Annotated in this window: 26 protein-coding genes; 13 read left to right on the top strand and 13 right to left on the bottom strand. The window is 66.3% G+C overall.

Annotation, left to right across the window (positions count from 1 at the left end):
* Positions 1 to 12 precede the first annotated feature (12 nt).
* Positions 13 to 1,233, bottom strand: a complete 1,221-nt coding sequence (locus P0086_RS11970) for a ubiquinone biosynthesis hydroxylase (protein WP_275785681.1) — start codon at positions 1,231 to 1,233, stop codon at positions 13 to 15.
* A 96-nt stretch (positions 1,234 to 1,329) separates the two neighbouring features.
* Here P0086_RS11970 and P0086_RS11965 point away from each other — a divergent pair, with 96 nt between their 5' ends.
* From P0086_RS11965 to P0086_RS11940, 6 genes are all read left to right on the top strand, one after another.
* Positions 1,330 to 2,220 carry an acyl-CoA thioesterase II gene (locus tag P0086_RS11965; RefSeq protein ID WP_275785678.1) on the top strand — a complete coding sequence of 297 codons (891 nt, stop codon included), beginning with the start codon at positions 1,330 to 1,332 and terminating at the stop codon, positions 2,218 to 2,220.
* A 221-nt stretch (positions 2,221 to 2,441) separates the two neighbouring features.
* Entirely contained in the window at positions 2,442 to 2,780 is a 339-nt protein-coding gene (locus P0086_RS11960; protein WP_112595818.1) for a P-II family nitrogen regulator, read from the top strand.
* Between the two features lie 26 nt (positions 2,781 to 2,806).
* Positions 2,807 to 4,171, top strand: coding sequence for an ammonium transporter (locus tag P0086_RS11955; RefSeq protein ID WP_112606476.1), 1,365 nt, complete (start codon positions 2,807 to 2,809; stop codon positions 4,169 to 4,171).
* A gap of 254 nt (positions 4,172 to 4,425) precedes the next feature.
* Positions 4,426 to 7,074, top strand: a complete 2,649-nt coding sequence (locus P0086_RS11950) for a DNA translocase FtsK (RefSeq protein ID WP_275785673.1) — start codon at positions 4,426 to 4,428, stop codon at positions 7,072 to 7,074.
* A 107-nt stretch (positions 7,075 to 7,181) separates the two neighbouring features.
* Positions 7,182 to 7,829 carry an outer membrane lipoprotein carrier protein LolA gene (locus P0086_RS11945; protein WP_112595613.1) on the top strand — a complete coding sequence of 216 codons (648 nt, stop codon included), beginning with the start codon at positions 7,182 to 7,184 and terminating at the stop codon, positions 7,827 to 7,829.
* Positions 7,830 to 7,994: 165 nt separating this feature from the next.
* Positions 7,995 to 8,801, top strand: a complete 807-nt coding sequence (locus P0086_RS11940) for an exodeoxyribonuclease III (protein WP_275785669.1) — start codon at positions 7,995 to 7,997, stop codon at positions 8,799 to 8,801.
* A 38-nt stretch (positions 8,802 to 8,839) separates the two neighbouring features.
* Here P0086_RS11940 and P0086_RS11935 read toward each other — a convergent pair whose 3' ends face one another.
* Positions 8,840 to 9,295, bottom strand: coding sequence for a Crp/Fnr family transcriptional regulator (locus P0086_RS11935; RefSeq protein ID WP_112595617.1), 456 nt, complete (start codon positions 9,293 to 9,295; stop codon positions 8,840 to 8,842).
* Positions 9,296 to 9,433: 138 nt separating this feature from the next.
* Positions 9,434 to 10,117, bottom strand: a complete 684-nt coding sequence (locus P0086_RS11930) for a response regulator transcription factor (protein WP_112595619.1) — start codon at positions 10,115 to 10,117, stop codon at positions 9,434 to 9,436.
* Positions 10,118 to 10,274: 157 nt separating this feature from the next.
* Between P0086_RS11930 and P0086_RS11925 the strand changes: the two genes are divergently transcribed.
* Both P0086_RS11925 and P0086_RS11920 read left to right on the top strand, forming a co-directional pair.
* Complete coding sequence (locus tag P0086_RS11925; protein ID WP_275785664.1) at positions 10,275 to 10,823, top strand: L,D-transpeptidase family protein; 549 nt, start codon at positions 10,275 to 10,277, stop codon at positions 10,821 to 10,823.
* 162 nt (positions 10,824 to 10,985) lie between these two features.
* A complete protein-coding gene (locus P0086_RS11920) occupies positions 10,986 to 11,816 on the top strand; it encodes an aldo/keto reductase (protein WP_275785662.1) in 831 nt (276 codons plus the stop codon).
* 56 nt (positions 11,817 to 11,872) lie between these two features.
* Here the strand turns inward: P0086_RS11920 and P0086_RS11915 are convergent, their stop codons facing one another.
* The 5 genes from P0086_RS11915 to rplS all read right to left on the bottom strand — a co-directional run bounded on the left by P0086_RS11915 (position 11,873) and on the right by rplS (position 17,091).
* Complete coding sequence (locus P0086_RS11915) at positions 11,873 to 12,391, bottom strand: histidine phosphatase family protein (RefSeq protein WP_275785659.1); 519 nt, start codon at positions 12,389 to 12,391, stop codon at positions 11,873 to 11,875.
* A 188-nt stretch (positions 12,392 to 12,579) separates the two neighbouring features.
* Positions 12,580 to 13,989 carry a 3-isopropylmalate dehydratase large subunit gene (leuC, locus tag P0086_RS11910; RefSeq protein ID WP_275785656.1) on the bottom strand — a complete coding sequence of 470 codons (1,410 nt, stop codon included), beginning with the start codon at positions 13,987 to 13,989 and terminating at the stop codon, positions 12,580 to 12,582.
* 275 nt (positions 13,990 to 14,264) lie between these two features.
* Positions 14,265 to 15,086, bottom strand: a complete 822-nt coding sequence (locus tag P0086_RS11905; protein ID WP_112606461.1) for an amino acid ABC transporter permease — start codon at positions 15,084 to 15,086, stop codon at positions 14,265 to 14,267.
* Between the two features lie 7 nt (positions 15,087 to 15,093).
* Positions 15,094 to 15,891 (bottom strand): transporter substrate-binding domain-containing protein, encoded by a 798-nt coding sequence (locus P0086_RS11900; protein WP_112595633.1) that lies wholly within the window; start codon positions 15,889 to 15,891, stop codon positions 15,094 to 15,096.
* Between the two features lie 663 nt (positions 15,892 to 16,554).
* On the bottom strand, positions 16,555 to 17,091 hold the full coding sequence (gene rplS, locus P0086_RS11895; protein ID WP_148150186.1) for a 50S ribosomal protein L19: 537 nt from the start codon (positions 17,089 to 17,091) through the stop codon (positions 16,555 to 16,557).
* A gap of 302 nt (positions 17,092 to 17,393) precedes the next feature.
* Between rplS and P0086_RS11890 the strand changes: the two genes are divergently transcribed.
* On the top strand, positions 17,394 to 18,140 hold the full coding sequence (locus P0086_RS11890; protein ID WP_112606457.1) for a sulfite exporter TauE/SafE family protein: 747 nt from the start codon (positions 17,394 to 17,396) through the stop codon (positions 18,138 to 18,140).
* On the opposite strand, the gene trmD is transcribed toward P0086_RS11890, so the two are convergent.
* The 5 genes from trmD to ffh all read right to left on the bottom strand — a co-directional run bounded on the left by trmD (position 18,122) and on the right by ffh (position 21,810).
* Positions 18,122 to 18,820, bottom strand: a complete 699-nt coding sequence (gene trmD / locus P0086_RS11885) for a tRNA (guanosine(37)-N1)-methyltransferase TrmD (RefSeq protein WP_148651614.1) — start codon at positions 18,818 to 18,820, stop codon at positions 18,122 to 18,124. The genes P0086_RS11890 and trmD overlap by 19 nt on opposite strands.
* Position 18,821: 1 nt before the next feature.
* Positions 18,822 to 19,394 (bottom strand): ribosome maturation factor RimM, encoded by a 573-nt coding sequence (gene rimM / locus P0086_RS11880; RefSeq protein WP_112595641.1) that lies wholly within the window; start codon positions 19,392 to 19,394, stop codon positions 18,822 to 18,824.
* 99 nt (positions 19,395 to 19,493) lie between these two features.
* Positions 19,494 to 19,859, bottom strand: coding sequence for a 30S ribosomal protein S16 (rpsP, locus tag P0086_RS11875; protein WP_112595643.1), 366 nt, complete (start codon positions 19,857 to 19,859; stop codon positions 19,494 to 19,496).
* Between the two features lie 38 nt (positions 19,860 to 19,897).
* The gene (locus tag P0086_RS11870; RefSeq protein ID WP_112595645.1) at positions 19,898 to 20,221 is read right to left on the bottom strand and encodes a chorismate mutase; all 324 of its coding nucleotides are present in this window, start codon (positions 20,219 to 20,221) and stop codon (positions 19,898 to 19,900) included.
* An 11-nt stretch (positions 20,222 to 20,232) separates the two neighbouring features.
* A complete protein-coding gene (gene ffh, locus P0086_RS11865; RefSeq protein ID WP_112595647.1) occupies positions 20,233 to 21,810 on the bottom strand; it encodes a signal recognition particle protein in 1,578 nt (525 codons plus the stop codon).
* A 312-nt stretch (positions 21,811 to 22,122) separates the two neighbouring features.
* Between ffh and P0086_RS11860 the strand changes: the two genes are divergently transcribed.
* From P0086_RS11860 to mtaB, 4 genes are all read left to right on the top strand, one after another.
* Positions 22,123 to 23,139 (top strand): MBL fold metallo-hydrolase, encoded by a 1,017-nt coding sequence (locus tag P0086_RS11860; RefSeq protein WP_275785647.1) that lies wholly within the window; start codon positions 22,123 to 22,125, stop codon positions 23,137 to 23,139.
* A 55-nt stretch (positions 23,140 to 23,194) separates the two neighbouring features.
* Positions 23,195 to 23,785 (top strand): biliverdin-producing heme oxygenase, encoded by a 591-nt coding sequence (locus P0086_RS11855; RefSeq protein ID WP_112595651.1) that lies wholly within the window; start codon positions 23,195 to 23,197, stop codon positions 23,783 to 23,785.
* Positions 23,786 to 23,878: 93 nt separating this feature from the next.
* The gene (gene dapF, locus P0086_RS11850; RefSeq protein WP_275785643.1) at positions 23,879 to 24,787 is read left to right on the top strand and encodes a diaminopimelate epimerase; all 909 of its coding nucleotides are present in this window, start codon (positions 23,879 to 23,881) and stop codon (positions 24,785 to 24,787) included.
* Positions 24,784 to 26,061: a tRNA (N(6)-L-threonylcarbamoyladenosine(37)-C(2))-methylthiotransferase MtaB gene (mtaB, locus tag P0086_RS11845; protein WP_275785640.1), complete on the top strand. Its 1,278-nt coding sequence runs from the start codon at positions 24,784 to 24,786 to the stop codon at positions 26,059 to 26,061. Before dapF ends, mtaB begins: the two co-directional genes overlap by 4 nt.
* The last annotated feature ends 11 nt before the right edge of the window (positions 26,062 to 26,072 follow it).

Here is a 26,072-nt window from a genome sequence, read left to right as displayed (position 1 = left end):
CGGTCGCCCGGCTCAGATCGCTTCGCCGACGAGCATGCGCGGCTGGTCGCGGCCGGCGAGACCCTCGGCCTGGCGGATGAAGAACGACTTCAGCCCCGGCAGCCGGTCGACGATCCCGAGCCCGAGGTCGCGCGCGACGCGCAGCGGTGTCAGGTCGTTCGAGAACAGCCGGTTGAGCACGTCCGTCGTGACCCCCATGCGGAACGTATCGAAGCGCCGCCACGTCTCGTAGCGCTCGAGCACCGAGATAAGGCCGATGTCGAGGCCCAGCCGGTCCGCCTCGATCACGGTTTCGGCCAGTGCCGCCACGTCCTTGAAGCCGAGGTTCAGGCCCTGGCCGGAAATCGGGTGGATGCCGTGGGCCGCGTCGCCGGCAAGGGCGAAGCGGGGAGCGACGAAGGATCGCGCGAGCGTCAGCCCCAGCGGAAAGGCCCTGCGGCCGCCCACCACCCGCAAGGCGCCGAGCTTGTGACCGAAGCGGCGCTCCAGTTCCTCCTCGAACACCAGGTCGTCGCTTTCGATCAGGCGGTTGGCGTCCTCGGTCCGCTCCGTCCAGACGAGCGAGGATCGATTGCCCTTCATCGGCAGGGTCGCGAAGGGGCCGGCCGGCAGGAAATGCTCCTCCGCCGTCCCCTCGTGCGGCCGCTCGTGCTCGACGGTCGTCACGATTCCCGACTGCCCGTAGTCGAAGCGGACGGTCTTGATGCCGGCAAGGTCGCGCAGCTTCGAGCGGACACCGTCGCAGGCGACGAGCAGGCGGGCCTGAAGCGTTTCGCCATTCGACAGGCGGATCGTGCTCGCATGCACGTCGGTGGAAAAATCCACCACGGAGGTTGCCCACCGAATGGGCAGGCCGAGCGGCTCTGCCGCCGCTACCAGGCTTCCCGTGACGGCGCGGTTCGGCACCATGTGGGCGAAAGGCGCGCCGTCGTCGGCCTCGCCCGCGCCCTCGAAGGTCAGGAAGACGGGGCGCACCGGATCGGCCGTGCGCGAATCGGTGATCACCATGCGGCGGATCGGTTCCGCCTCCGGCTCGATCTCGTTCCAGACGCCGAGGACGTCGAGGAGGTTGCGGGCGGCGGCCACCAGCGCGGAGGCGCGCTCGTCGCGCCTCCAGGCATCGGCCGGGGCCGGATCGACGAGTTCAATCTGCAGATGTGGAGCGGCCTTCTTCAGCGCCACGGCCAGCGACAGCCCGACATATCCGCCGCCTGCCACAAGAATGTCGATCATCGCTGGTCTCCGTGCCCTTGAGCCGTCCTTTCATCCTATATAGATGACGCAGACGGAGTTTCCTACACCGGGAGCCTACAGCAGGAGAAGGTCCAAATGTCACGTCCGGAAGAGCGCGGCTCCCCCATGCAGGAACTCCTGTCGACGCTCGACCTCGAGACGCTGGAGGAAAACCTGTTTCGCGGAGGCAGCCCGCAGGTGGGCTGGCAGCGGGTGTTCGGCGGCCAGGTGATCGGCCAGGCGCTGGTCGCCGCCAGCCGCACGGTGGCGGAGGACCGCTTCGTCCACTCCCTTCACGCCTATTTCATCCGGCCGGGCGATCCGGCCGTGCCGATCATCTACGATGTCGACCGCATTCGCGACGGCGCCGGCTTCACCACGCGGCGCGTGATCGCCATCCAGCACGGCAAGCCGATCTACTTCATGACGGCGTCCTTCCAGGGCGACGAGCCCGGGTTCGACCATGCCGTGCCCATGCCGGACGTCCTGCCGCCGGAGCAGGTGCTGCAGGACGGCGAGGAGCGCGCGCGGTTCCTCGCCAGCGCGCCCAAGGCCATTCGCGAATACTGGGAACGCCCGCGGCCGATCGAGCTCCGCCCGGTCGAGCTTGCCGGCCGCCCCGGCCCTGCCGGCAGCATGACCGGGCGCAACGTATGGATGCGCGCCACCGGCCCGGTGCCGGACGATCGCCACCTCCAGGCCGCCGTGCTCGGCTATCTCTCCGACCTGACCCTGCTCGACACCGCCCTCTTCGCGCACGGCACCTCCGTCTTCGACCGGTCGCTGCAGGTGGCGAGCCTCGACCATGCCATGTGGTTCCACCGGCCCTGCCGGCTCGACGACTGGCTGCTGTTTGCCCAGGACAGCCCCTCGGCTTCCGGCGCCCGCGGCATGACCCGCGGCAGCCTCTTCACGCGCCAGGGCCTGCTCGTGGCCTCGGCTGCCCAGGAAGGGCTGATCCGCAAAAAGGCAACTGAACAAATTTAAGGCATTTTTTCAAAATTGCCTATTATTTGCGCTCACTGATTGGCGCTTTTTTGACGTCCGTCGCTCATCGACGACAAAATCATTATTTAACAATACGTTACGAAGTGCGTCGAATCTGGCACGCCCCTTGAATGTGTAGGCTTGGCAGCCGCGGCATGATGCCCGCGGCAGCAAGGAGAAACGGCCTCGGCCGTGGGTGAACACAAGGGATGGGAATCCAGATGAAAATCGTGATGGCAATAATCAAGCCGTTCAAGCTCGATGAGGTACGCGAAGCCCTCACCGCAGTGGGTATCCAGGGCCTCACCGTGACCGAAGTGAAGGGATACGGGCGCCAGAAGGGACACACGGAAATCTACCGCGGTACCGAGTATGCCGTTAGCTTCCTTCCGAAACTGAAGATCGAGATCGCCGTCCCGAGCGAGACCGTCGAGAAGGCCGTCGAGGCCATCGCATCCGCCGCCAAGACCGGCCAGATCGGCGACGGAAAGATCTTCGTCTACTCGATTGACCACGCCGTCCGCATCCGCACCGGCGAAACCGATTCCGAAGCGCTGTAAGAACCGGCAGATCAGGAGCAATATCAATGTCATCGCATACTCTCAACTCCATCCTTGGCCGCGTTGGCGCCGCTGCTGCGGCCGTTCTCGCGCCGGTCGTCGCCTTCGCGCAGGAAACCGCACCGGCCGCTGCCGAGGCCGCCGCTGCCGCCCCCGTTCCGGACAAGGGCGACACCGCCTTCATGTTCATCAGCACCCTTTTGGTGCTGTTCATGCTGATGCCCGGCCTCGGCCTGTTCTACGGCGGCCTGGTCCGCGCCAAGAACATGCTGTCGGTGCTGATGCAGTGCACGATCATCGGCGCCGTCATGATGCTCGTCTGGGTCATCTACGGCTACTCCTTCGCCTTCGGCGGCTCCACCAGCCCCTATTTCGGCGGCACCGCCAAGCTGTTCCTCTCCGGCGTGACGATGGAATCGACCGCTGCGACCTTCTCTGACGGCGTCGTCATCCCGGAATTCATCTTCGTGATGTTCCAGATGACCTTCGCAGCGCTCACCCCGGCCCTGATCGTCGGCGCCTTCGCCGAGCGCATCAAGTTCTCCGCCGCGGTGCTGTTCTGCGTGCTCTGGGCGACCTTCGTCTACTTCCCGATCGCCCACATGGTCTGGGACGCCAACGGTCTTCTGTTCGGCATGGGCGCGCTGGACTTCGCCGGCGGTACCGTCGTGCACATCAACGCCGGCGTGGCCGGTCTGGTCGGCGCGGTCATGGTCGGCAAGCGCATCGGCTACGGCAAGGACATGATGGCCCCGCACTCCATGACCCTCACCCTCGTCGGTGCGGCCATGCTGTGGGTCGGCTGGTTCGGCTTCAACGCCGGCTCCAACCTCGAAGCCTCCGGCGGCGCGATGCTCGCAACCGTGAACACCTTCATCGCAACGGCCGCAGCCATCGTCTCCTGGTCGCTGGTCGAAACCTTCACCCGCGGCAAGGCCTCGATGCTCGGTGCGGCATCCGGCATGATCGCCGGCCTCGTTGCCATCACCCCGGCCGCCGGCATCGCCGGTCCGATGGGCGCCATCGTCATGGGCCTGGTCGTCTCGCCGATCTGCTACTTCTTCATCTCGGTCGTGAAGGCGAAGTTCGGCTACGACGATACCGCTGACGTGTTCGGCGTGCACGGCATCGGCGGCCTGTTCGGCGCGCTGGCAACCGGCATCTTCGCCTCCGACACCCTCGGCGGCATCGGCTATGCCGAAGGCGTCACCATGGGCAGCCAGTTCATGACCCAGCTGACGGCCGTCGCCATCACCATCGTCTGGTGCGGCGTCGTCTCGGCGATCCTCTACAAGATCGTCGATGCGATCGTCGGCTTGCGCGTCACCGCCGAAGCCGAGCGCGAAGGTCTCGACCTGTCCTCGCACGGCGAAGCCGCCTACCACGTCTGATGCGTGCTACCGGCGCCGGTTGGGACCGGCGCCGTCTGATCCTCCCTCCGCGCCTGTGCAAGCAGGCGACAGCCCGGACCTCGCGGTCTGGGCTTTTTGTGTGCCGGGCCGGCATTTTTGGCATTGGGGCCGCTCTGCGCGCCATGGTTAATACGCCATTAACGCTTGTCCCGTTAGGGTCGTACATCATCCATGCCCTCCGGGCCCGGTGGAACGACCGCACCGGGACCAATCGCGCGACAGGCTGAAGACACATGGCGAGAAGCACAACCGCAATGCTGGACAATCGTCCCGAACGATTTGTTCTGTCGGCCTTCCTATGGCGACAGATCAGGGCGCTCCTGGGTTTCGGCCTGTTCGTGGCGCTGGCGCTCGCCGTGGCCGCCCTCTCCACCTGGAACGTCTCCGACCCCAGCTTCTCCTATGCATCGGGCAGCGAGCCCACCAACGCGCTCGGCTATGCCGGCGCGGCCTTTGCCGACATCTTCATGCAGTTCTTCGGGCTTGCCTGCGTGATCGCCCTGCTGCCGGTCGTCGCCTGGGCGCTGGCGCTGATCAAGAACCGCCGCCTGTCGCGCATCGTCAAGCGGCTCGGCTGCTGGTTCGTCGGCGCCGTGCTCGCCTCCGCCGCGCTCAGCTGCATCCCCGCCCCGATCACCTGGCCCCTGCCGAACGGCCTCGGCGGCGTCTTCGGCGACATGATCCTGCGCTTTCCAGCACTCTTCACCGGCGCCTATCCGACCGGAATCCTGGCGAGCATCCTCGGCGGGATCGTCGCCATCCCGGCCGGCTGGCTGCTCGTCTTCAGCGCCGGCCTGATCGGCAACGATCCGGTGGAAGACGACGAGATCGCACCCCCCGTCAGCGTCGAGCGGACGCGCACGGTCAGCGAACCCGACGAGGAGGACGAGGCCGAAGGGCCGCTGATGGTCGTCGCCGGCGCGCTGACCCATGCCTGGTACACCAACCAGGCCCGCCTGCGCCGCCTGTTCGGGCTCACCGGACGCGGCAAGACCCGTTCGCGCGCGGTCGAGCAGCCCTATGATTTCAACGATGACGAGTTCGGCACGCTGAACGAACCGACCCGTGCCAAGGCCGCGCCGCGCTTTTCGGAGCGCGTCGAGCCGTCGCTCGACGGCGGTGCCCGCCGCCATGTCGCACCGCCGCCGATGGCCGGCTACGACGACGAGGAGATGGACGAGGACGACGACGTGCCGCGCCCGGCCGGCATCCTGCCGGACGACGACATGGCCGACGATTGGGCGCCGCGCAAGGCGCCGGCACCGGCGGGCCTGCGCTCGCGGATCGCCGCCGCCGCTCCCAAGCCGAAGCCCGGCGTGCGGGTCGAACGGGAGGCCCAGGCCTCCTTCGCCGCGCCCGGCGGCTTCCAGCTTCCGTCGCTGCACCTGCTGGCCGAGCCCCGCAACGTAGCCCGAGACGCGTCGCTGTCCGCCGATGCGCTGGAGCAGAACGCCCGCATGCTCGAAGGCGTGCTGGAGGACTTCGGCGTCAAGGGCGAGATCATCCACGTCCGCCCGGGTCCGGTCGTCACGCTGTACGAGCTCGAGCCGGCGCCCGGCATCAAGTCCTCGCGCGTGATCGGCCTTGCCGACGACATCGCCCGCTCGATGAGCGCGATTGCGGCCCGCGTCGCCGTCGTGCCTGGCCGCAACGCGATCGGCATCGAACTGCCCAACCAGAGCCGCGAGACCGTCTACCTGCGCGAACTGCTCGCCGCCCGCGACTTCGAGACCAGCAAGGCCAAGCTCGCCATGGCGCTCGGCAAGACGATCGGCGGCGAACCGGTGATCACCGACATCGCCAAGATGCCGCACCTGCTGGTCGCCGGCACGACCGGCTCGGGCAAGTCGGTGGCGATCAACACCATGATCCTGTCGATCCTCTACCGGCTGAAGCCGGAGCAGTGCCGCCTGATCATGATCGACCCGAAGATGCTCGAACTGTCGGTCTATGACGGCATCCCGCATCTCCTTTCCCCCGTCGTCACCGATCCGAAGAAGGCGGTGGTGGCGCTCAAGTGGACCGTCCGCGAGATGGAGGAGCGCTACAAGAAGATGTCGAAGATCGGCGTGCGCAACATCGACGGCTTCAACAGCCGCGTCGAGCAGGCGCTCGCCAAGGGCGAACAGATCACGCGCACCGTCCAGACCGGCTTCGATCGCCAGACCGGCGAGGCGATGTACGAGACCGAGGAATTCGATCTCCAGCCGATGCCCTACATCGTCGTCATCATCGACGAGATGGCCGACCTGATGATGGTCGCCGGCAAGGACATCGAAGGCGCCGTCCAGCGCCTGGCGCAGATGGCGCGCGCCGCCGGCATCCACGTCATCATGGCGACGCAGCGTCCCTCGGTCGACGTCATCACCGGCACGATCAAGGCCAACTTCCCCACCCGCATCTCCTTCCAGGTCACCTCCAAGATCGACAGCCGCACGATCCTGGGCGAACAGGGCGCCGAGCAGCTGCTGGGCATGGGCGACATGCTCTACATGGCCGGCGGCGGGCGCATCCAGCGCGTGCACGGCCCGTTCGTCTCCGACCACGAGGTGGAGGGGGTCGTCGCCCATCTGAAGGCGCAGGGCGCGCCGCAGTATCTCGACGCGATCACCCAGGACGACGATGACGACATGGACGGCGCAGGCCCGGCCGGCACCGCCAACCTCGACGATTCCGACGACCCCTACGACCAGGCCGTCGCCGTGGTCCTGCGCGACGGCAAGGCGTCGACGTCCTATATTCAACGCCGGCTCGGGATCGGCTACAATCGTGCCGCCTCGCTCATCGAACGGATGGAGCAGGAGGGGCTGATCGGCCCGGCGAACCACGCCGGAAAGCGCGAGATCCTGGTTCCGACGGAAGACGACATCACGGGCCGTTGACGGGAACACAAGTCGCTCTACCTGTGCCGTCACGGTCGCAGGCGTCCGGCTCGCGCCATGATCACGCCGTACTTGGCGGACATTCAGAGCGGCATAAGGAGACCAAGATGAACGCTCACGACACCACCCCGGCCGGCCATATCACGCGCAGGAACCTTGCCGGACTGCTGGCGCTGGTCCTCGTCGGCGGCCCGTCCCTGCTGGCATCGGATCCGGCTGCCGCCCAGGCCTCCGGCACGGCGCAGAAGATCGCCAATCACTTCTCGTCGGTGAAGACGATGATGGGCGAGTTCGTGCAGTTCGGTCCCCGCGGCGAGCAGACGGGCGGCAAGTTCTTCATCAGCCGCCCGGGCAAGATCCGCTTCAACTACGAGGATCCCTCGCCGATGCGCGTCATTTCCGACGGCCGCACGGTGGTCATCGGCAACCGCAAGCTGAAGACCTGGGACGTCTATCCCCTTTCCAAGACGCCGCTGAAGCTGCTGCTGGGCGAGCAGATCGATCTCTCCACCCGCATGGTCCGCAACGTGAAGGAAGAGGACGACCTCATCACCATCGTGCTGGGCGACCGCAACATGTTCGGCTCCTCGACCATCACCATGATGTTCGACCCGAAGACCTACGACCTTCGCCAGTGGACGATCAGGGATGCCCAGGGCAAGGACACGTCCGTGATGATCTTCAACGTCAAGAGCGGCGTGCCGCTGGATTCGAAGATCTTCGCCATCCCCTACAACGAGATCCACGGCCGCTGATGCGGCCGGCACGGCTCGAACTTCCACCGGACCGCGCCGCGCCTCGTGGTAGTGGGTGACGGCCCGATTTTCGGCCGGATCGGCGGAAAACCGATTCCGGTCCCGGCTCTTATCGGCTAAGTACCTCGCGACCTGCCTGCCGGGCACAACGAGGATGCCGACCGCATGAGCCTTTCCATCGCGACCTGGAACATCAACTCCGTCCGCCTGCGGATCGGCCTGGTCGAGCATCTCCTGAAGACCCATGCGCCGGACATCCTCTGCCTGCAGGAGACCAAGTGTCCGAACGACCAGTTCCCGTCCAAGCCGCTGAAGGCGCTCGGCTACGAGTACATCGTCATGCACGGCCAGAAGGGCTATCACGGCGTCGCGACGATTTCCCGCCTGCCGCTGACCGAGCTCGTCGAGCGGCGCGACTACTGCGGCGTCGGCGATGCGCGGCACGTCTCCGTCGTCTTCCGCCACGGCGGCAAGTCGATCCGGCTGCATAACTTCTACGTGCCGGCCGGCGGCGACGAACCGGACCGCACGATCAACCCGAAGTTCGGCCACAAGCTCGACTTCATCGAGGAGATGAAGCTCTTGCATGCGGAAGCCGAGACCGGGATCTCCTCGATCCTCGTCGGCGACCTGAACATCGCCCCGCTCGAGCACGACGTCTGGTCGCACAAGCAGCTTCTGAAGATCGTCAGCCACACGCCGGTGGAGGTCGAGGGGCTGACGGAGGTCATGACGAAAGGCGCCTGGGTCGACCTGATGCGCCGCAAGATCCCGGCCGACCAGAAACTCTATACCTGGTGGAGCTATCGCGCCCAGGACTGGGCGGCAGCCGACCGCGGGCGCCGGCTGGACCACATCTGGTCGTCGGCCGATCTCGATCCGCACCTGTCGGAGATCACGGTGCTGCGCGAGGCGCGCGGATGGGAGCGCCCGTCCGACCACGTCCCGGTCATCGCCACCTTCGATCTTTAGGCTATCTGCGCAAGTCCGGTGCCTTCCGCGCCGGACCGTCAGGCGAACCGTCCGGCCATCCCCGAGGCCCCGTCGACCATCGCCGCCAGGTTGGCGCGGATCCGCCCCTGCACCATCACGGCCACGTCCGGATATTCCTCCAGCATCCTTCTGAACAGCGGGCGGTTGATGCGGATGACCTCGCTGTCTTCGACCGCGGTCGCCGTGAACTTCCGTTCGATGACCGAGATCATCGCAAGCTCCGACAGAAGCGTTCCGACATCGGCAGTGCCCTCGTCGCGCACGGAGCCGTCGCGCGCCGTGGACGTGAGGCGAAAGCTCCCCGAGGCGACGACGAAGCCGCAATCGGCCGAAGCCCCCTCACGAAAGAGCGTCTGGCCCTCGACGATTCTCCGCCTCTCCGCACCGAACGCGATCAATCGCAGCTTGTCCTCGGCCAGGCCGGCAAACAGCGGCACTTGCGCGAAAAGCCTGATGTCGTCGATGAGAGCCAAGCGGCGCCTCCGTCTTGCGGCCGGGCGCGGCGATCGCGGCCGCAGCCCTGGTCTGTTGCCTGAATGAATAGCCGACAAGGCCGGGCGGCGTCCAGCGCCCGGCCCCGCAATCCCGGCACGATGGCGCCGGCGACCGGCCTATGGAACGATCTTGTAGCCGCCGTTCTCGGTGACGAGGATCTGCGCGTTCGACGGGTCGCGCTCGATCTTCTGGCGCAGCCGGTAGACGTGCGTCTCGAGCGTGTGGGTGGTGACGCCGGAGTTATAGCCCCAGACCTCTTCCAGGAGCACGTCGCGGGTGACCACCTTCTGGTCCGCCCGATAGAGGTAGCGGATGATCGCCGCCTCCTTCTCCGTCAGCCGGATCTTCTGGCCGTTCTCCATGGTCAGGAGCTTCTGGCCGGGCTTGAACGTGTAGGGACCGACCGTAAAGGTGGCGTCCTCGCTGCTTTCGTGCTGGCGCAACTGCGCGCGGATGCGGGCGAGAAGGACGGCGAAACGGAACGGCTTGGTGACGTAGTCGTTCGCACCCGCTTCCAGGCCGAGGATCGTGTCCGAATCGGTGTCGTGTCCGGTCAGCATGATAATCGGCGCCTTGAAGCCGCCCTTGCGCAGGAGCTTCACCGCCTCGCGTCCGTCCATGTCCGGCAGGCCGACATCCATGATGAGCAGGTCCACCTGCCCCGCCCGGGCGGCCTGGATGCCTTTCGCCGCGGTCGCCTCCTGCTGGATCGTGAACTCCTCGTAGAGCGCAAGCTGCTCGACCAGCGTCTCGCGCAGGTCGTTGTCGTCATCGACAATGAGGATGGTTCGCGATGTCATATGCTTCCCTTCGAATATTGGAACGACCCTATGCGAAATTGCTCTTTTGACAAGTCCGTCAAGGATATATGCAAACCCCATGCCCGCCGGCGAGCATATGCTTGGACCCGGTTTTCCGGGCAACGCACATTCGCGTGAGCATGAAACAGGCACGGTCATGAGACGGGCAAACAAGACAGCATCAGACAATCGCGGCACAATCGTGATCCGTCGCGCGCCGCTGAACAAAAGCCGCGCCATCCTGCGATACGGCCCTTTGTCCATGCCCGCGGCGATCGGGCGGAGCGGCACCACCGCCCGGAAACGCGAGGGCGACGGCGCCACCCCGATCGCGTCGATGCGGCTGCTCAACGGCTTCTTTCGCGGCGACAGGATGCGGGACCTTCGCACCCGCCTGCCGATGCGCCGCATCCGCCCGGACATGCTCTGGTGCGACGAGCCGCGCGATCCGAACTACAACCGCCTCGTCCGCCGGCCGCTGAAAGCGAGCCACGAGGAGATGCGGCGCAAGGACGGGCTCTACGACGCCTGCCTCGTCCTCGACTGGAACGTCACCTCCCGTCGCCGCTACCGCGGATCGGCCATCTTCTTCCACCTGATCCGCCCCGGTTTCGAGCCGACGGCGGGATGCGTGGCGATCCGTCCCGCCGACATGCGCCGCCTGCTGACGCTGATCGGACGCGGAACAATGCTGAAGGTCGTTTGAGACTCTTTCTGCCGGGCAACTTTCAGGCTCCGGCGGATGTGGAATCTGCCGATGGCGACCCTATATGAACCCGGTCGCGCCCGGCCCTGTGGCGCTGCGCGCCGGGCCGGGCATGCCGGCCCCTCGCAACCATTCTGACGCATTCATATGTGGAGACCTTTCGTGACCAAGACGCCCGCCATACCTCTCAGCGACGGCAACACCATCCCCCAGGTCGGCCTCGGCGTCTGGCGCACGCCCGACGACGTGGCCGCGCCCGTCGTGCGCACCGCGCTCGCCGCCGGCTACCGCCATATCGACACCGCAGCCATTTACGGCAACGAGGAAGGCGTCGGCGAGGGCATTCGCTCGTCCGGCGTCGACCGCAAGGAGATCTTCCTGACCACCAAGCTCTGGAACGACCAGCAAGGCTTCGATTCCACGCTGAGGGCCTTCGACGAGAGCCTGAAGCGGCTCGGCACCGACTATGTCGACCTCTACCTGATCCACTGGCCGGCGCCGCAGCGCGGCCTCTACGTCGACACCTGGAAGGCCTTCGTCCGCCTGAAGGCGGAGGGCCGGGCACGCTCGATCGGCGTCTCCAACTTCTACCCCGAACATCTCGAAATGATCATTGCCGAGACCGGCGAGGAGCCGGTGATCAACCAGATCGAGCTCCATCCCGACTTCCAGCAGAAGGCCGCCCGCAAGGCCCATGCCGCCCGGCGCATCGTGACCGAATCCTGGAGCCCGCTCGGCCAGGGCACGCTGCTCGACAACCCGACCATCAGCGCCGTCGCCAAGAAGCACGGCCGCACCGCCGCGCAGACGATCATCCGCTGGCACATCGACAACGGCCTGGTCGTCATCCCGAAATCGGTGACGCCGTCGCGGATCGAGGAGAACTTCCAGGTGTTCGATTTCAAGCTGGACGACGACGACCTGACCGCGATCGCCGCCCTGGACCGCGCGGACGCCCGTATCGGGCCCGACCCGAAGACCGCGGATTTCTGAGCACGGAACGCCTGTCTTCGATGCGGCCGGGAACCACCCGGCCGCTTTTCCATCCCCTATTCCAGCGACCGCGGCGTGACGAAGCGCTCGAGCGTCCCGGTTCCCGCATGCAGGTCGGGCCAGAGGTCGAGCGGCAAGTCGATCACCGCCAGCCCTGCCGTCGGGAACTTCTCCTCCAGCCGCTTCAGCGTCTTGCCGTCCCCGGCGCCGACGAGTGCTGCCGCGAAATGCTGCAGGCCGGGATTGTGCCCGATCAGCATCAGGGTGCGAACCGAGGCATCCGTGGCCCGCACGATCTCCAGCAGCCGGTTGGCCGGCGCCTCGTAGAGCACGTCGATCTCGCGCCCTTCCGTGCCCTTCGGCAGGTGCGGCGCGACCAGCGCCCATGTCTCCTGCGTCCTGCGAGCGCTGGAGACGAGAACGAGATCGGGGATGAGCTTTTCGGCTTCGAGATACTCGCCGATGCGCGGCGCCGCCTTCTGCCCGCGTGGCGCCAGCGGCCGCTCCCGGTCGGAAACCCCGTCCGGCCAGGCGGACTTGGCATGGCGCAACAGCATGAGGCGGCGATGGGTCATGTCCGTTCCTTTCGGCGCGTGGCGCAAGGCGTGCAGCCGATCTTGCGACAAATGCGTGCACCGACAAAGCCCCGAAGCGCGAAATACGATCGTTGCCGCCGCCAAATTGCAGGAGGGCCGTCCCGAACGGGACGGCCCTCGCCATCATGAAGAACCGGCAGGCAGGCCAGGCGACCCGCCCGAGGCCGTCAATTGAATTCGCGGATGTCGACGAAGTGGCCGGCAACCGCCGCCGCCGCCGCCATGGCCGGCGAGACGAGGTGCGTGCGGCCCTTGAAGCCCTGGCGACCCTCGAAGTTGCGGTTCGACGTCGAGGCGCAACGCTCGCCCGGCTTCAGCCGGTCGTCGTTCATCGCCAGGCACATCGAACAGCCGGGCTCGCGCCAGTCGAAGCCGGCCTCCTTGAAGATCCGGTCGAGACCTTCGGCCTCCGCCTGCTCCTTCACGAGACCCGATCCCGGGACGATCATCGCCGAGACGGTCGCGGCGACCTTCTTGCCCTCGACCACCTTGGCGACGGCGCGCAGGTCCTCGATGCGACCGTTGGTGCAGGAACCGATGAAGACGCGGTCGATGTTGATGTCGGTGATCTTCGTGCCCGGCTTCAGGCCCATGTAGTCGAGCGCGCGCTGCTTGGAAGCCCGCTTCGTTTCGTCCTGGATCTCGTCGGGGTTCGGCACGACGCCCTGCACGGAGACGACGTCCTCCGGCGACGACCCCCAGGAGACGATCGGCGGCAGGTTGGCCGCATCCAGCACGACGACGCGGTCGTAGTGGGCGCCCTCGTCGGTGTGCAGCGTCTTCCAGTAGTCGAGCGCCATGTCCCAGGCCTTGCCCTTCGGCGCGCGCGGCTTGTCCTTGACGTAGGCGAAGGTCGTCTCGTCGGGCGCGATCAGGCCGGCACGGGCGCCGCCCTCGATCGTCATGTTGCAGATCGTCATGCGGCCTTCCATCGACAGCGAGCGGATCGCCTCGCCGGCGAACTCGATGACGTAGCCGGTGCCGCCGGCGGTGCCGATCTCGCCGATGATGGCGAGGATGATGTCCTTGGCCGTGACGCCCGGCGGCAGCTGGTTGTCGACGCGCACCAGCATGTTCTTCGCCTTTTTCTGGATCAGCGTCTGGGTGGCGAGCACGTGCTCGACCTCGGACGTGCCGATGCCGTGCGCCAGCGCCCCGAAGGCGCCGTGCGTGGACGTGTGGCTGTCGCCGCAGACGATCGTCATGCCGGGCAGGGTGAAGCCCTGCTCGGGGCCGACGATGTGCACGATGCCCTGGCGCACGTCGTTCTCCGAGTAGTATTCGACGCCGAAGTCGGCGGCATTCTTCGCCAGCGCCTCGACCTGGATCCGGCTCTCCTCGTTCTTGATGCCGTGCTTGCGATCCGGCGAGGTCGGCACGTTGTGGTCGACGACGGCGAGCGTCTTCTCCGGATGGCGGACCTTGCGGCCGGCCATGCGCAGGCCCTCGAAGGCCTGCGGACTCGTTACCTCGTGAACGAGATGACGGTCGATGTAGAGAAGACAGGTGCCGTCTTCTTGGGTGTTGACGACATGGTCGTCCCAGATCTTGTCATAGAGGGTACGGGGTGCGCTCATGGCTCTTCATCCGTGGAATGCAAAGGGAATGGAAGCAAAATGCGGCTGTGCCGCGGATCCGGCAGGGATCAGGCCAGGCGGCTGGTAAGCGCCCCGCATACACGCGCAAAGAAACGGACCGGCAGGCGCTTGTGGTCCTGCAGTACGAAGATGCGCGCGCCGATGCATGCGAACTTGGATTCCATGGGCCTGCACATACCAATTTTTGAGGGCCTCGGCAACGGCTGTCGAAGCGGCCGATACATGACCCTCTCGAACAGCAAGGGGCAATGCCCTTACCGCTCGGCCCCTTTTCGCAAGCGCTGCTCCAGGCCGCGCAGCGCCAGGGACAGCCCGACCGTCAGGATCAGGTAGACATAGGCGACGATCGAATAGGTCTCGAAGAAGCGGAACGAGCCGGAGGCATAGATCTTCGCCATCTGGGTGATGTCGGAAACGCCGAGCACCGAGACGAGCGAGGAGTCCTTCACCATCGCCACGAAGTCGTTGCCGAGCGGCGGCAGGATGACGCGGATCGCCTGCGGCAGCACGACGAGGCGGAAACGCTGGGTGCGCGACAGGCCGAGCGCCTTGGCCGCCTCCACCTGCCCCTTGTCCACGGACTGGATGCCGGCGCGGAACACTTCGCCGATGAAGGCGGAATAGCCGATCGTCAGCGCCAGGATCGCCCGCCACATCAGGGAGACGTCCCGCACGAGGAGCGGCTCGGCATAGCCCGCGGCGATTAGGGGGCCGAGCACGAAATTTGCGAGCGCCACCACCGCCGGCGCACCGACGAAGGCGATGTAGAACAGCAGCACCAGGATCGGCACGCCGCGGATGACCTCCGTATAGAAGCGCGCGACCTGGCGCAGCGCCGCATGGTCGGAGAGACCGAGCAGCGCCACCCCGAGCCCGACGAGGGTGGCGAGCAGAAAGGCGACGACGGTGACGAAGATCGTGACCCACAGGCCCTGCAGGATGACGCCGAAGACCTGCGCATAGATCTCGTTGGCGGCGATCACGACGGCGAGCGCAAGACCGATCGCAACGAGGGCGACCAGCCACCAGGGATAGTCGCCCTTCGTCGTATCCGGATTCCGGGATGCAGCAGCCATGAAGGGCTTACTGGCCCATCTTGTAGTCGAGGAACCACTTCTTGTTCAGAGCGTCCAGCGTGCCATCCGCCTTCAGCGCGGCGATCGCGGCATTGACGGGCGCGACCAGGTCCGACCCCTTGGGGAAGATGAAGCCGAAATCCTCCGTGCCGAGCGGCTCGCCGATCACCTTCAGCGTGCCCGCGGACGCGTCGACATAGCCCTTGGCGGCGACGCTGTCGGTCAGCACGAGATCGACGTCGCCCGCCTTCAGCGCCTGCACCGTCGCCCCGAAGGTCTCGAACAGCTTGATGCGCGGGTTCTGCTCGTTGCCGTCGAGGATCTCGTAGACGGCGGCATAGAACGGCGAGGTGCCCGGCTGCGCGCCGACCAGCCCGTCGGCAAAGGCGCCGAAGCTCTTGGCGTCGGTGAAGCGGCTCTCGTCGCCGCGGACGAGCATGAACTGCTGCGAGCGCATGTAGGGGTCGGAGAAGTCGACCTTCTCCTTGCGATCGTCCTTGATGGTGATGCCGGTCATGCCGATCTGGTACTGGTTGTCGGAGACCGCCTGGATCATCGCGTCCCAGCTGGTGTTCTGGTACTCGACCTTGAAGTTCAGCCGCTTGGCGATCTCGTTCATCGCGTCGTATTCCCAGCCGATCTGCTCGCCGGTCTTCGGGTCGACGAACTGCAGCGGCGGATAGGCGTTCTCCGTGACGACCACCACCGTCTTGCCGCCCAGGTCGGGCAGTTCGGCGGCGTTGCCGGCCAGCGGCATGAGAACAAGGGCGGAGAGCCCGGCGAGAACTGTGCGGCGCGAAAACATCGGAATGCTCCAGAAATTGTGGCACGCGAAACGTGTCACAGAACAATCGGGGCTGGCAAGCTTGAATGTGCCCCGGTCACTCCATGGGCGAAAAATCCGACCCTTCCAACTATCCCCACCAGAAATGCACTTCCAGTGGCATTCTTCCAGCGCGCACGCTGTACGACAGCAGTTGGAGAAATATAATATCCAAGCAAATGCAGTGGCTGGCATTTCCTCGTGCGGTATCGGAGTTGGCATGCCCTTGGAGGCGCGGGATTTTGTAACTGCAGGCTGGGCTTACGGCCCGGACTCAGCAGCCTTGGCCATCTCGATCCTGAGGGCGGCCGGCATTTTCGTGCTGCCACACTCTTATCACCATGCATCTGTTGCATGGCACCACGTCACGGCGCTCGGAGGGATCGAGCTCCGTGTCCCTGCATCGCAAGCGGGTGACGCCCAGGCCATCCTGCGATCAATCGATATCTCGCAGCCCCGCCGGAGCGCCTGGCTTCGCGCCGCGACCGGCATTCTCCTGCTGATATGGATTGGCATACCGCTGCCGGCGGGCGGCCTATTCGCGAGAGGGGCTTTTTCCGCAGCGCAGCAGACGGTCAGCAGGTAGCAGACAGCAAAAAGGCGGCCCGAGAGCCGCCTCTTCGTCAATCCGATGGGACCGGAAACTTATTCCGCCGCTGCTTCAGCGTTCTTTGCTGCCTCTTCGGCGGCCTTGGCTTCCGCGGCCTCGGCCGCTGCCTTTTCGGCCGCGAGCGCCTGTGCAGCTGCGACCTTCTCGGCCTCAAGACGTGCCTTTTCCTCGGCGACGGCCTGACGCTCGGCGTCGTTCAGCTTGCGGGCGCGGGTGCCGGTGTTCTCGACGATACGAGCCGACTTGCCGCGGCGATCGCGCAGGTAGTAGAGCTTGGCGCGGCGGACCTTACCGCGGCGGACGACTTCGACGCTCTCGACGAGCGGCGAGAAGATGGGGAATACGCGCTCGACGCCTTCACCGTAGGAGATCTTGCGAACGGTGAAGCTCTCGTTCAGGCCGCCGCCGGAGCGGGCGATGCAGACGCCTTCATAGGCCTGCACGCGGGTACGGCTGCCTTCCGTCACGCGGACGTTGACGCGCAGCGTGTCGCCCGGGGAGAATTCGGGAAGGGTGCGCTTGGCGGCGATCTTTGCGGCCTGTTCGGCCTCGAGCTGCTCAATGATGTTCATCGGTCTAACCTTTACGTTCTTCTGAAACAGCCAGAGCGCTCGACCTTGTCCCTTGGGTGAAAACCTCGGGGAGATGTCCGTTGCCGGACAGGAGCGGATTCGCCATTCTTTGCTTGCGGCTTTCCGGGACGATCCCAAAACCGAGCGGGCCAATACACCATTCCTCGACCCTTGTCATCCCTTGCGGCACGATAAATCGTTGGCCCTTGCGGCTTTTGGAGGATTGCAGCGCGGCGCGGCGGACGATATCAGCGCTTCCGGAGGAACAGGCGGCTCGTCGGGCTGCCCCCGGGGGAGAGAGCATGTCGATCGTCGATGCCGCCATTCTGTTCGTCGCGGGCTTCCTGTCCGGCGTGGTCAATGCGATCGCCGGCGGCGGCACCTTCCTCACCTTCGGCGCCATGACGCTGACCGGCCTGCCGCCGATCGTCGCCAACGCCACCTCCTCGATCACCCAGTTCCCCGGCTATGTCACCTCCGCGCTCGCCTACCGGCGCGAGATCCGCTCCGACTGGAAGGAGGCGCTCGTCGTCGGCGCCCTGTCGCTGGTCGGCGGGCTCGCGGGCGCGCTGCTTTTGCTCTCCATGTCCAACCCGGGCTTCCGCGCGCTCGTGCCCTGGCTGCTTCTCGGCGCCACCGCGGTCTTCGCCGCCGGTCCGCTCCTGAAGCCGAAACACCTGCATGCCGAGCAGCCGCTCGGCCCGCTCGGGCTCGTCGGCCAGTTCGCGACCTCGATCTATGGCGGCTTCTTCGGCGCCGGCATGGGCATCATGACCCTTGCCGTCCTCGGCCTCTCCAAGGGCGGAGACTATCATCGCCTGAACGCGCTGAAGAATTTCCTCGCCATGGTGATCGCCGCCGTCGCCATCGTCATCTTCGCCAGCGGCAAGGTGGTCGGCTGGCCGCAGGCGGCGGTGATGATCCCCGCCGGCGCGATTGGCGGCTATTCCGGCGTCTGGGTCGCCCGCCGCGTCCCGCAGACCGTCATCCGCGCCCTCGTCGTCGCGGTCGGTGCGCTGCTGACGGTCTATTATTTCGTCTCGGGCTGAGGGCCGAGCAGATCCGGGCGACGCTCCTCGGTCAGCCGGCGCGCCTCCGCCAGCCGCCATTTCTCGATTTCGCCGTGATGGCCGGAGGTCAGCACCGCCGGGATCTCCCGGCCCTCCCACACCTGCGGCCGGGTATAGTGCGGATGCTCCAGCAGCCCGCCCTCGAAACTCTCGTGAACGCCGGAGAGCACGTTGCCCATCACCCCGGGAAGGATGCGGACGATCGCGTCGAGCAGGATCATCGCCGCCGGCTCGCCGCCGGAGAGGATATAGTCGCCGATCGAGACCTCCTCGAGCCCGCGCGCATCGATCACCCGCTGGTCCACGCCCTCGAACCGGCCGCAGACGATGACCGCACCCTCGCCCGCGGCAAGCGCGCGCACCCGCTGCTGCGTCAGCGGCCGGCCACGCGGGCTCATCAGCAGCCGCGGACGTGCGTCCCCATCCGGCGAAGCCTGGTCGATCGCCTGTGCGAGCACGTCGGGCTTGAGCACCATGCCGGCACCGCCGCCGGCCGGCGTATCGTCCACCGTCCGATGCCGATCGGTGGCGAAATCGCGGATCTGGACGGTCTCGAGCGACCAGTCGCCGCGCAGGAGCGCCTTGCCGGACAGGGACTGTCCGAGAAAGCCCGGAAACATCTCCGGGTAGAGCGTCAGGATGGTGGCGCGGAAAGCCACGTCATTCCCCCTCGCGCGGCGGGCGGCGCTTGCGGCTGCCCGGTCCCTCCTCGTCGCCGCCTTCGAGCCCGGCGGCAACCGGATCGATCAGCAGCCGCCCGTTCTCCAGATCGATCTCGATCACGGCGGTCTCGGAGAAGGGAATGAGCACCGGCCGCTTGCCGGGCCCTTTCAGCTCCAGAAGGTCGCCGGCGCCGAAATCGAAGATGCCGCTGACCGTGCCGTGGCTGCGCCCGGTGGCATCGACCGCCTCCAGCCCTTCGAGATCGGCGTAGAAGAACTCGTCGTCGTCCAGTTCCTCGTCCGGCAGCTTGTCACGTTCGATATAGAGATCCAGGCCCCGCAGCGCCTCGGCCGCGGTGCGGTCGTTCACGCCGCGAAAGCGGACGATCGCCATCTCCTTCTGCTCGCGGATCTCCAGCACCTCGAAGACCCGGCCGTCCTCGCTGTGAAGGTTGCCGTAGTCGCCGAGCGAAACGGGATCGAGCGTATAGCTCTTGACGCGGACTTCGCCGCGCAGGCCCTGCGCTGCGCCGATCGTGCCCATCAGCACGGGATTTTGAAGTTTGCTCATCGATCCGGCCCGCGGTCAAAAACAGTCAGACAAAGAATACGCCAAACGAAAACGGGCGGCATGAGACACGCCGCCCGCCCGAATTTCGCTGCGCCGGGATTATTCGGCGGCAGCGGCAGCAGCGGCGTCCTCGGCCTTCTGCTTCTTCTCGGCGACGCGCTCGAGCGCCTTCTTGCCCGGCTTTGCCTTTTCCGGGTTGTTGCGGGCGTCGCGCTTGGCAAGGCCGGCTTCGTTCAGGAAGCGCAGCACACGGTCGGTCGGCTGGGCGCCCTTGGCAAGCCATTCCTTGATGCGCTCGGCATTGAGCTCGACGCGCTTGGCATCGTCCTTGGCCAGCATCGGGTTCCAGGAACCGACCTTCTCGAGGAAGCGGCCGTCGCGGGGCGAACGGGCGTCGGCAACGACGATCTGGTAGTACGGGCGCTTCTTGGAACCACCACGGGCGAGACGGATCTTCAGGGACATTTCATTTCTCCTTGAGCGTAATCAGAGGCCGCTTGTCTTCAAGCGGTAGGCTGGTTGTTGGAGCCGCTGTAATCGGCGGCGATGGCTTCATGATGCCGGATCACCTCGCGGATGACGAAGTTCAGGAACTTCTCCGCGAAATCCGGATCCAGATTGGCGTCCTTCGCCAGACGACGAAGACGTTCGATCTGGTATTCCTCGCGCGCCGGGTCCGCCGGCGGCAAATCGTGGGCGGCCTTGAGCACGCCGACGGCCTTGGTGCAGCGGAAGCGCTCGGCCAGGATATGCACCAGGGCGGCGTCGATGTTGTCGATCGACTGGCGGTACTCGGCCAGCTGCTTCTTGATCTCGGGATCGGTCATCGCCCGCTACCTCACTTCTTCTTCGGCAGGCCGGGAAGGCCCGGGAAACCGCCGCCAAGGCCGGGCAGCTTGCCGCCGAGGCCGGGAAGCCCGCCGCCGCCGAGGCCCGGCATGCCGCCGCCCGGCTTGAGGCCCGCGGCTTCCGCCTGCTTCTGCAACGCTTCGAGCTGCTTCGGGTCGAGCTTCGACAGGTCGGGCATGCCGCCCATACCGCCCATGCCGCCGCCGAGGCCGCCCAGCCCCATCTTGCCGGCAAGGCCGCCCATCATCTGCTTCATCATGCCGCCCTTCTTGCCGCCCATCATCTTCATCATGTCGGCCATCTGGCGGTGCATCTTCAGAAGCTTGTTGATGTCGGCGGCATCGGTGCCGGAACCGGCGGCGATGCGCTTCTTGCGCGAATGCTTGAGCAGGTCGGGGTTGGCGCGCTCGGCCTTCGTCATCGACGAGATGATGGCGAGCTGGCGACCGAACATTTTGTCGTCGAGGCCGGCCGCGGCCATCTTGTCCTTCATGCCGGCCATGCCGGGCATCAGCCCCATGATGCCGCCCATGCCGCCCATCTTCTGCATCTGGCGGAGCTGGTCGGCGAGGTCGTTCAGGTCGAACTTGCCCTTCGCCATCTTGGCGGCCATCGCGGCCGCCTTTTCGGCGTCGATGTTCTCGGCCGCCTTCTCGACGAGCGAGACGATGTCGCCCATGCCGAGGATGCGGTCGGCGACGCGGCGGGGATGGAATTCCTCCAGCTCACCCATCTTCTCGCCGACGCCGATCAGCTTGATCGGCTTGCCGGTGACGGCCCGCATCGAAAGCGCCGCACCGCCGCGGCCGTCGCCGTCCATGCGGGTCAAGACGAGGCCGGTGATGCCGACGCGATCGTCGAAGTTGCGGGCGAGGTTGACCGCGTCCTGGCCGGTCAGCGCGTCGGCGACGAGCAGGATCTCGTGCGGATTGGACTTCCGCTTGATCTCCGCCATCTCGATCATCAGCGGCTCGTCGATATGCGTGCGGCCGGCGGTGTCGAGGATGACGACGTCGTGGCCGCCGAGCCTCGCGGCCTGAACGGCGCGCGCGGCGATATCGGTCGGCGACTGGCCGGCGATGATCGGCAGCGTGTCGATGCCGGTCTGGACGCCGAGCTGGCGCAACTGCTCCTGTGCGGCCGGACGGCGCGTATCGAGCGAGGCCAGCAGGACCTTCTTCTTGTCGCGCGTCTTCAGCCGATTGGCGATCTTGCCCGACGTCGTCGTCTTGCCCGAGCCCTGCAGGCCGACCATCATGATGACGACGGGCGCGGCGGCGTTCAGGTCGATCGACACGCCCTCGGAGCCGAGCATGGAGACCAGCTCGTCGTGGACGATCTTGACGACCATCTGGCCGGGCTTGATCGACTTCAGGATCTCCGCGCCGACCGCCTTTTCGCGCACGGCATCGGTGAAGGCGCGCACCACTTCCAGCGCCACGTCCGCTTCCAGAAGCGCGCGGCGGACCTCGCGCAGCGCCGCCGAGACGTCGGCCTCGGAGAGCGCACCGCGGCCTGTCAGCCCATTCAAGATGGCGCCAAGGCGGTCCTGGAGTGTTTCAAACATCGGGTCTTCCTTCTTGTTTCCGGCTCCCCGGAAACGTCGGTGCTATCTGCGACGAAAACAAGACGCAAAGCCGAAAACCACCCGAGGGCGCATCGCGCTGTCGGGTGTTGACCTCCGGGATCTCTTTATACCTTTTCGGGTCCCGGTCGGCGGCTTCAAGTGTCTGAACTTGTCGCAGATGGCGCGGATAAACAGGAAAGCGGCGCCAAAGTCAAGGATAGCGGCTGAAAATGCGCGAAAGCCGGCCGGAACCCTTACAAAGCACGCGCCGACCTCCCAGATCATGCGTCCAGCAACATTGATTGGTTCGGCATGAAACAGACGCCGCGCGAGAACAGGCCTCGCAACCCCTACTATGACGGACCCGTCTCCGATCACTTCGACGGCACGGTGTTCTTCAATCCCGAAGGGGAAACGCCGCTCGGCCTTCGCGATCTAATGCGCTGGCAGTTCGGCGGCGGCCGGGCGCGGTGGCCGAAGCGCGCGGAGAGCCCCTTTGCGCCGGTGCGGCCCGACGAGCGCGTGGGCGGCGATGGCCTGCGGGTCACCATGATCGGCCACGCGTCCCTGCTGATCCAGGTCGCCGGCCTCAACATCCTCACCGATCCGGTATGGTCGCAACGCGCCAGCCCGTTTTCCTTCGCCGGTCCGAGGCGGGTGGCGGCGCCGGGCGTCCGCTTCGACGACCTGCCGCCGATCGACATCGTCATCGTCACCCACAACCACTACGACCACCTCGATCTCGCCACGCTGAGCCGGCTGCAGGCCCGTCACGCACCGCGCATCGTCACCCCGCTCGGAAACGACACGATCATCCGCCGTGTGATCCCCGGCGCCCGCTTTTCGACGATGGACTGGGGCGACCGGCTTTCGCTGGAAGGCGGGATCGCCATCGATTGCGAGCCCTGCCACCACTGGTCGGCCCGCGGCACGCGCGACCGCCGCATGGCCCTGTGGGCCGCCTTCGTCGTCGCCACGCCTGCCGGAAAGATCTACCATGTCGGCGATACCGGCTTCCACGGCGGCGCGAACTACCGCGCGGCGAAGGAAAAGCATGGCGGCTTCCGGCTCGCCAACCTGCCCGTCGGCGCCTACGAGCCGCGCTGGTTCATGAAGGCGCAGCACCAGAACCCGGAAGAGGCGGTGGAGGGCATGCTGCTCTGCGGCGCGGACTTCGCGATCGGCCATCATTGGGGAACGTTCCAGCTGACCGACGAGGCGATCGGCGATCCGCTGGCGGCCCTGCACGCGGCACTCGACCGCCGCGGCATCGCCCCCTGGCGCTTCCGGCCGATGCATTCCGGCGAAGTCTTCGATGTCCCGGCTTGACGAAAGACGCTCACATTTGCTTGATAGGTTAATTCATGAGTTTTTGGGGAAAGAAATGCAGATCGAACTGGACAATCCCGCCGCGGCCACCCGGATCCAGCGCCTGAAGGCGATGACGGATGCGACGCACGACCGTCTCGACAAGCGGATCATGGCCGCCCAGCCTTTCGCGAGCAAGGAACGCTATGCGCAGTTTCTGGACGTGCAGCACGGCTTCCATGCCGATGTCGCCCCGCTCTATGCCGCGCCCGAGCTCAACCGGCTGTTGCCGGGCCTTGCAGACCGCTGCCGCTTCCAGGCGATCAAGCAGGACATCCGGGACATCACCGGCAACGAGCCGGCCGCGATCGAAAGCCGCAACGGCGCGCTCGACCTTCCGACCGCGCTCGGCTGGGTCTATGTCGCCGAAGGATCCAACCTCGGCGCCGCCTTCCTGCTGAAGGAGGCGATCAAGCTCGGCCTGTCGGAAGACGCCGGCGCACGGCATCTTGCCGGCCATCCGGACGGCCGCGGCCTGCACTGGCGCAACTTCGTCTCCGCCTACAACGCCCTGCCCATGTCGGAGGCGGACGAGCTCAAGGTCGCCGAAGGCGCCAAGGCCGCCTTCAACCGGGTGCATGCGCTGGTGGAAGAGACGTTTGCCTGAGATCCGGTAGGCCCGCACGCCTCTGGTAATTTTCCGGCAGTTCCGCCATATACGCCTGAAGACGGGCAATCGGCGCCCGACGGGATGGGCAACATGGCAGACCTTGTCGCATTCGCGAAGATGAACGGGCTTGGCAACAAGATCCTGGTCGTCGACATGCGCGGCCGCACCGACCGGGTGACGCCGGCGGCGGCGATCGCGCTCGCCGCCGATGCCGAGACCGTCTTCGACCAGATCATGGCGATCCACGATCCGAAGGCGGACGGCACCGACGCCTTCATCGACATCCTCAACTGCGACGGCACCCTGGCGCAGGCCTGCGGCAACGGCACGCGCTGCGTCGTCCAGGCGCTTGCCGCCGAGACCGGCAAGAAGGCGTTCGCCTTCCAGACCGTCGCCGGCATCCTGAACGCGGTGGAGCACGAAGACGGCACGATCTCCGTCGACATGGGCAGGCCCGTCTTCGCCTGGGACAGGATCCCGCTGGCAGAGGAATTCTTCGATACCAGCCGCATCGAACTGCAGATCGGTCCGATCGACGATCCGGTGCTGCATTCGCCCTCGGCCGTGTCGATGGGCAATCCGCACGCCGTCTTCTGGGTCGATCGCGACGTGATGTCCTTCGATCTCGCCCGCTTCGGCCCCCTGCTCGAGAACCACCCGATCTTCCCTGAGCGGGCCAACATCACGCTGACCGAGGTCACGTCCCGCTCGTCGATGAGGACGCGTACCTGGGAACGCAGCGCCGGGCTGACGCTCGCCTGCGGCTCGGCCGCCTGTGCCGCGGCCGTCAGCGGCGCCCGCACCGGGCGCACCGGGCGCAAGGTCGCCATCACCGTCGCCAGCAGCCCGAACCGCGGCACGCTGCAGATCGAGTGGCGCGAGAGCGACGACCACGTGATCATGACCGGGCCGGCCGAATGGGAGTGGTCCGGCACCGTCGATCCTGCGACCGGCACCTGGCGCCGGGACGTGGCCGAAGGCGGAGCGGCCGCGCTTTGAGCGGCGTCGAGGTCATCACCTTCGGCTGCCGTCTCAACACCTACGAATCGGAAGTGATGCGCGGCGAGGCCGAAAAGGCGGGGCTGAACAACGCCATCCTCGTCAACACCTGCGCGGTGACCGGCGAGGCCGTGCGCCAGGCCCGCCAGGCGATCCGCCGCGCCCGCCGCGACAATCCCCATGCCCGCATCATCGTCACCGGCTGCGCCGCGCAGACGGAGAAGGAGACCTTTGCCGGCATGCCGGAGGTCGACGCCGTGCTCGGCAACGAGGAGAAGCTCAAAAGCGCCTCCTACCGATCCCTGCCGGATTTCGGCGTCTCGGCCGAGGAAAAAGTCCGCGTCAACGACATCATGAGCGTGACCGAGACCGCGCCGCAGATGGTCAAGGCCATCGACGGCCATGTGCGCGCCTTCATCCAGGTGCAGAACGGCTGCGACCACCGCTGCACCTTCTGCATCATCCCCTTCGGCCGCGGCAATTCCCGCTCCGTGCCGATGGGCGCGATCGTCGACCAGGCGCGCCGGCTGGTCGAGGGCGGCTATCGCGAGATCGTGCTCACCGGCGTCGACGCCACGAGCTACGGCGCGGACCTTCCCGGGCAGCCGACCCTCGGGCTGCTCGCCAAGACCCTGCTGAGGCAGGTACCCGACATCCTTCGGCTCAGGCTTTCCTCGATCGACGGCATCGAGGCGGACGGCCACCTCTTCGACCTGATCGCCGACGAACCGCGTTTCATGCCCCACCTGCATCTGTCGCTGCAGCACGGCTGCGACCTGATCCTCAAGCGGATGAAGCGGCGGCATTCGCGCCAGGACGCGATCGAGTTCTGTCGCAAGGCGCGCGCCCTTCGGCCGCAGATCAGCTTCGGCGCCGACATGATCGCCGGCTTTCCGACCGAGACTGCGGAGATGGCCGAGCAGAGCGCGACACTCGCCGAGGCCTGCGGCATCGCCCAGTTGCACGTCTTCCCCTACAGCCCGAGGCCGGGCACGCCGGCCGCGCGCATGCCGCAGCTCGACCGCGCGCTGGTCAAGGAGCGCGCCGCGCACCTGCGCGAGACTGGACAAAAGCTGCAACTGGCCCATTTCTCCGCCATGACCGGCAGCCGACAGACGATCCTTGTCGAAAACAACGGCCTGGCGCATACGGAGAATTTCACGCTGGCCGACGCCACCGGCCTTGTCCCGCGTGACCTTGTTTCGGTGATCGTCACCGGCCACAATGGCAAGCACCTGACCGTGCGGGCAGACCCCGCATCCGTTCGCAACTAGCGGAAATCATT

This window comes from Mycoplana sp. MJR14, assembly GCF_029210525.1.
In the GTDB taxonomy this organism is placed as follows: Bacteria; Pseudomonadota; Alphaproteobacteria; order Rhizobiales; family Rhizobiaceae; genus Mycoplana.
The sequence above is the reverse complement of the archived record's forward strand: the minus strand, read 5'-3'. Positions and strand labels throughout refer to the sequence as shown.